Genomic DNA, 4,500 nt, shown 5'->3' with positions numbered 1-4,500 from the left:
ATTGGTATAAGTATGGTCCATAGGGAGGGATAGACTTGCTTACATCCATGTAATCAATCGCTGCGCGACGCTTGCAGCGGCCCAAAATGTTCCAGACATTTTGTCGAACCCTGTCGAGGGTTCTCACCCTCCCAATTTAGTATTGGTGTTAAATTTTAGGCACAAAAAAACCACAATCAAGTGGTTTAAATTAAGTATGGTGGAGAGGGAGGGATTCGAACCCTCGATAGAGCTACAAACTCTATACTCCCTTAGCAGGGGAGCTCCTTCGGCCACTCGGACACCTCTCCAACGCATAACCGTTTGTATTGATGGAAGTAAAAAAAGCCACCAATTAAAATATGGTGGAGAGATAGGGATTTGAACCCTAGATGGGCTATAAACCCATGCCGGTTTTCAAGACCGGTGCATTCGACCACTCTGCCATCTCTCCGTGACGCAGAATAATACTTAGGTGATACCGCTGTGTAAATAGCAAAATGACTGTTTGCCTAAAAAACGTACGTAAATGAGGTTTTTTTTGTAAATAAGGGGAAATTAAGGCAATTTTTAATAAAATAAATAGGTTGCAGCAAACAAGGGGGAGCTAAATAAGTGACTTCATTTAGTGGTTGAGTGTTCGCTGCACCGAAAAATAATCATGGTTGGGTGATTATTTATATTGAGCTGCGCCGCTAAGTGCTAGTCTTTTACCAATAGTGTTAAGTCTAGCTAACATTCTTGCTTTACGGTTAGTTGGTTTAACTGCTACTTGAGCTGCTGCTGTTTGATTTAATGTGTTAATTGGTTTCATTATTTTGCTCCGGGTTGTATATGTTGAAATCGCGTGCATTTTGCACGTTGTTTGATTAAAAAGACAACGATAAAAATTGAGCCTGACGGATTAGTTAAACTAATCCTTATTGATTTTATTAACGTGCGGTTCAGTGTTTTTTATTATGGTTTTTGCATAAATAGTTAAAATAAAATCGGCTTTACTCTCGCCAATACTGGTGTTTCTGTGTTTTTTTATTTATTTATATGCATTTTAAACAAACTTTTTGACTAGTTATTCAGATTAAAAAAACTCAATTAAACTCTTTTTTATTCGTTCTTAAATACATTGTTGGAAACAAAAGCTTGTCACTACTAATAATTATTAAACCAAGTACAAAAAAACAGAGTGAAAAATCACTAATATGGCTTAAAAGCATTTGTAAAAAACGCAGTTTTTCTTATTGTATGTTTACTACAACGGGAAACTTTAACGATGACTGCGCTCAAATAAGGTTGCTACTGAGTAAATTTACCAAAGTAGTTGTACTTGGCGGAGACGGTACATTGAGCTTGGCGGTTAATGCGTTAATAGGGAGTAGCTGTACGTTAGCATTATTGCCTTGCGGTACAGGTAACGATTTCTCGAGAGGGTTTAGTTGCAAAGAAGATGATTGGCGAAAGGCACTATTTAATACACCGACAGCAATTGATGTAGGAAAAATTAATAGCCGCTATTTTATTAATATTGCAGGGGTAGGGTTTGATGCTCATGTAGTTAAAGCGATTAATGCTAAAGCTAGTTTTTCATCTTTTGATTACAGTTGGACGAGCATTAAGGAGCTATTTTATTATCAAGCTCAGCAGTTACAAGGTACGTTTAATAACGATGTTAGGCAGTATAAAAATTTAATTACCGTATTTGCTAATCATAAGTACTTTGGTGGTGGTCTAGAAATAGCGCCAAAAGCAGATTTAACTGATGGGCTGCTTGAGTGTTATCAAATGCGATCGGGTGGGCTTTTTTATAATGTAATAAGCTTTATGAAGTTGTTTTTTAAGCGCCATCAGCATATAAAAAACCTTAACTACAGTCGCTTAAATACAGCTTCTATAAAAACTGAAGGGTTATTGATTGAAGCAGATGGTGAACTGGTAGGTAAAACTCCTGCCGTTATTAGTGTGCATGGGCAGGTTTTACTTTTTCATATGCCAATAAAAAAGCGCCTAAAGTAGGGTAGGCGCTTTTACGTTAGTTGCGTTAATAACGCGTCTAACTGGGGACGGAGCCACTTTTAGCCATTGCTCTATTAGCTAAAAAGGCGTTAATTCGTTTTGTTGGGGTAAGCACAATGGCGTTACCTAATAGCACTAGGCTAAATCCTGCAAAGGTATTTGCGTGCCATTCAAAGCCTTCAAAAAAGCTACTCAGTGTTACTGCCACTAATGGGAATAAAACAATAACGTAGCTGGCTTTTTCAGGGCCTATATTTCTAAGTAGAGCAAAGTAGCAACCAAAAGCGATTACAGTGCCAAATATTGATAGATAAAGTAGTGATAACCAGTAACTTGGTGGAGCGTCTAAACTAAATTGCACATCGTTCATTAATACGTATAAAGCCAAGCCTATAGCGCTGTATAACATACCCCATGCATTGCCTTGCAATACACCAATTTGTTTACGAGAATTACGAACGCTTACCATATTTCCTAATGAAGCCACAAAGGTGCCACCAAGGGCAAGTAGTAACCCGACCAATGCACCATTACTCAAGTCGAACTGCTGTAACTGTGGCCAAAACAGACACGTAATACCTAATACAGCGAGTACAGCACCTGTATAAATTCGTTTTGAGATTGGCTTACCAAAAAATAACCGAGTATTGACTATGTTCATAACCAGTAGCATTGAAAAGGCGATAGAGGTCATGGCTGAGGTAAGGTGATTTTGTGCCCAGTAAAGCATTAAATAATTTAATCCAAAATTACAAATGGCTAATAAAACAAAAAAGCCATGATCCAGTAACTTAAATCGCATGTCGGGTTTTTTGTACGCTACATATAACCACATTAAAAGCGCTGCAATAGCAAAGCGATAAAATAACGATAACTCTACCGCAATATCACCTAACTGAAACTCTATGGCTAACCAAGTTGAGCCCCAAATTAAAACGGTTGTAATGTATAGCGCTGCACTTTTCATGGTTAGTCTCCAAAGCCCGATTGAATGGCTATTTTAAGACCTATCTGTATACTTACTATATACAGAAAAGTAAAAATGTAACCTATACAGATTTGGTGTGTGATGATAAGACAAAAAAATAGCCAAGGGCATGAGTTTTTATATCAGCAAGTTATTCAGTTGATTAGAGATATGAGCGCTCAACAAGTTTTACTCCCCGGCGAAAAACTTCCATCACTGCGTAAAATGGCAGATAACTTAAGCATAAGTATCCCCACTGTAAAACAGGCTTACCAGTCACTTGAAGATCAAGGGTTGGTAGAGGCGCGTGAAAAATCAGGATATTTTTTAAAAGTCGTTAGCATGGCGCACAATTTACCTAAGCGAGTTAAATTAAGTCGCGAACCTGTTGTGGTAAATAAACAAGCCTTAATAGAGCAGGTGTACAGCGCGATTCATCAAGCGAACGTAGTCCCTTTTGGTATCGCTAACCCAATTGCCGCAGCACCTACCGATAAAGCACTCGCCAGAAACATGCGCCGTGTAATGACAATTGCGGGCAGTAAAGCCATAAACTATGGCCCAACAGATGGGTTTGTACCGCTGAAAAAGCAATTAGTGCATCGCTATTTAGATTTTGGTATTGGCATTGATATGGACGAGCTTGTTATCACTAATGGTGCGCAAGAGGCCATGGCTATTGCGCTTAAGTGCGTGACAAAGCCAGGCGATGTAGTGGCTATTGAGACACCTTGTTATCACGGGATTATAGAGCTAATAGAAAGCTTAGGGCTTAAAGCGCTCGAAATACCACTGTGCCCAGATAATGGCATTTGGTTAAGCGATTTGGATCGCGCTTTGAATGAGCATGACATAAAAGCGTGTTTATTCTCGACAGCAATTAGCAACCCTGTAGGCAGCTTTATGCCAGATACAAACAGGCAGCAGCTGGTGGAGTTACTCGAAAGCTACGACGTAGTACTTATTGAAGATGACGTATACGGCGATTTATATTTTACGGCAAAACGAGGCACACCTGCTTTAGCGTACTCTAAAAAAGGATTAGTGATCAGTTGCTCATCTTTTTCTAAAACGGCAGCGCCTAGCTATCGTGTGGGTTGGGTCGTTGCCGGTAAATTTGCAACACAAGCGCGGCGATATAAACGAGCACTAAGTTGCTCCGCTTCGTTAATAAACCAATGGGCGTTATCAGAATTTATTGCCAGCGGCGAGTACGACCGTAACTTAAAGGTACTCAGGCAGCGCCTGCGCGATAACAAAGAACGTATGCGATGGTGTTTACAGCAAGCTATGCCAAAAAACACACGTATAAGCGATCCAAAAGGGGGTTGCGTAATGTGGCTAGATTTAGGAAGCGAGTACGATAGTCAAAAATTATTTTTACTTGCTCTTGAGGTTGGTATTAGTATTACCCCTGGGCTTATTTTTTCAGCCTCTAATAAGTATAAAAGCTGCGTAAGGTTAAGTTATGGTGTGCCGTGGAGCGAGCAGATAGAGCAAGCCATTATTACTCTGGGTAAGCTTACTTTATTAGCTAAAAAGTA

At 39.5% G+C, this 4,500-nt stretch carries 4 protein-coding genes and 2 tRNA genes; 2 read left to right on the top strand and 4 right to left on the bottom strand.

The annotated features are described in order from the left end of the window. Positions 1 to 197: 197 nt before the first annotated feature. From CXF89_RS18480 to CXF89_RS21245, 3 genes are all read right to left on the bottom strand, one after another. Positions 198 to 290: transfer RNA gene (locus CXF89_RS18480), tRNA-Ser, on the bottom strand. A 52-nt stretch (positions 291 to 342) separates the two neighbouring features. Next, a tRNA-Ser gene (locus CXF89_RS18475) sits at positions 343 to 433 on the bottom strand. 219 nt (positions 434 to 652) lie between these two features. Beyond that, positions 653 to 793, bottom strand: coding sequence for a hypothetical protein (locus CXF89_RS21245; RefSeq protein ID WP_010554841.1), 141 nt, complete (start codon positions 791 to 793; stop codon positions 653 to 655). 326 nt (positions 794 to 1,119) lie between these two features. Here CXF89_RS21245 and CXF89_RS18470 point away from each other — a divergent pair, with 326 nt between their 5' ends. Next, positions 1,120 to 1,989 (top strand): diacylglycerol/lipid kinase family protein, encoded by an 870-nt coding sequence (locus CXF89_RS18470; protein ID WP_121955418.1) that lies wholly within the window; start codon positions 1,120 to 1,122, stop codon positions 1,987 to 1,989. Positions 1,990 to 2,026: 37 nt separating this feature from the next. Here CXF89_RS18470 and CXF89_RS18465 read toward each other — a convergent pair whose 3' ends face one another. Then, positions 2,027 to 2,956 carry a DMT family transporter gene (locus tag CXF89_RS18465; RefSeq protein WP_121955417.1) on the bottom strand — a complete coding sequence of 310 codons (930 nt, stop codon included), beginning with the start codon at positions 2,954 to 2,956 and terminating at the stop codon, positions 2,027 to 2,029. Between the two features lie 102 nt (positions 2,957 to 3,058). On the opposite strand from CXF89_RS18465, the gene CXF89_RS21305 reads away from it, so the two are divergent. Next, positions 3,059 to 4,500, top strand: a 1,442-nt coding sequence (locus tag CXF89_RS21305) for an aminotransferase-like domain-containing protein (protein ID WP_101163063.1), incomplete at its 3' end; no start/stop codon positions are given.

It is taken from the genome of Pseudoalteromonas sp. MelDa3, assembly GCF_002863625.1.
Taxonomy (GTDB): Bacteria; Pseudomonadota; Gammaproteobacteria; order Enterobacterales; family Alteromonadaceae; genus Pseudoalteromonas; species Pseudoalteromonas arctica.
This window is presented reverse-complemented; position numbering and strand designations above follow the sequence as displayed.

Excerpts from the sequence above, each read along its gene's own strand:
- CXF89_RS18465 (WP_121955417.1), bottom strand. The coding sequence starts at position 2,956 with ATGAAAAGTGCAGCGCTATACATTACAACCGTTTTAATTTGGGGCTCA.
- CXF89_RS21245 (WP_010554841.1), bottom strand. The coding sequence starts at position 793 with ATGAAACCAATTAACACATTAAATCAAACAGCAGCAGCTCAAGTAGCA.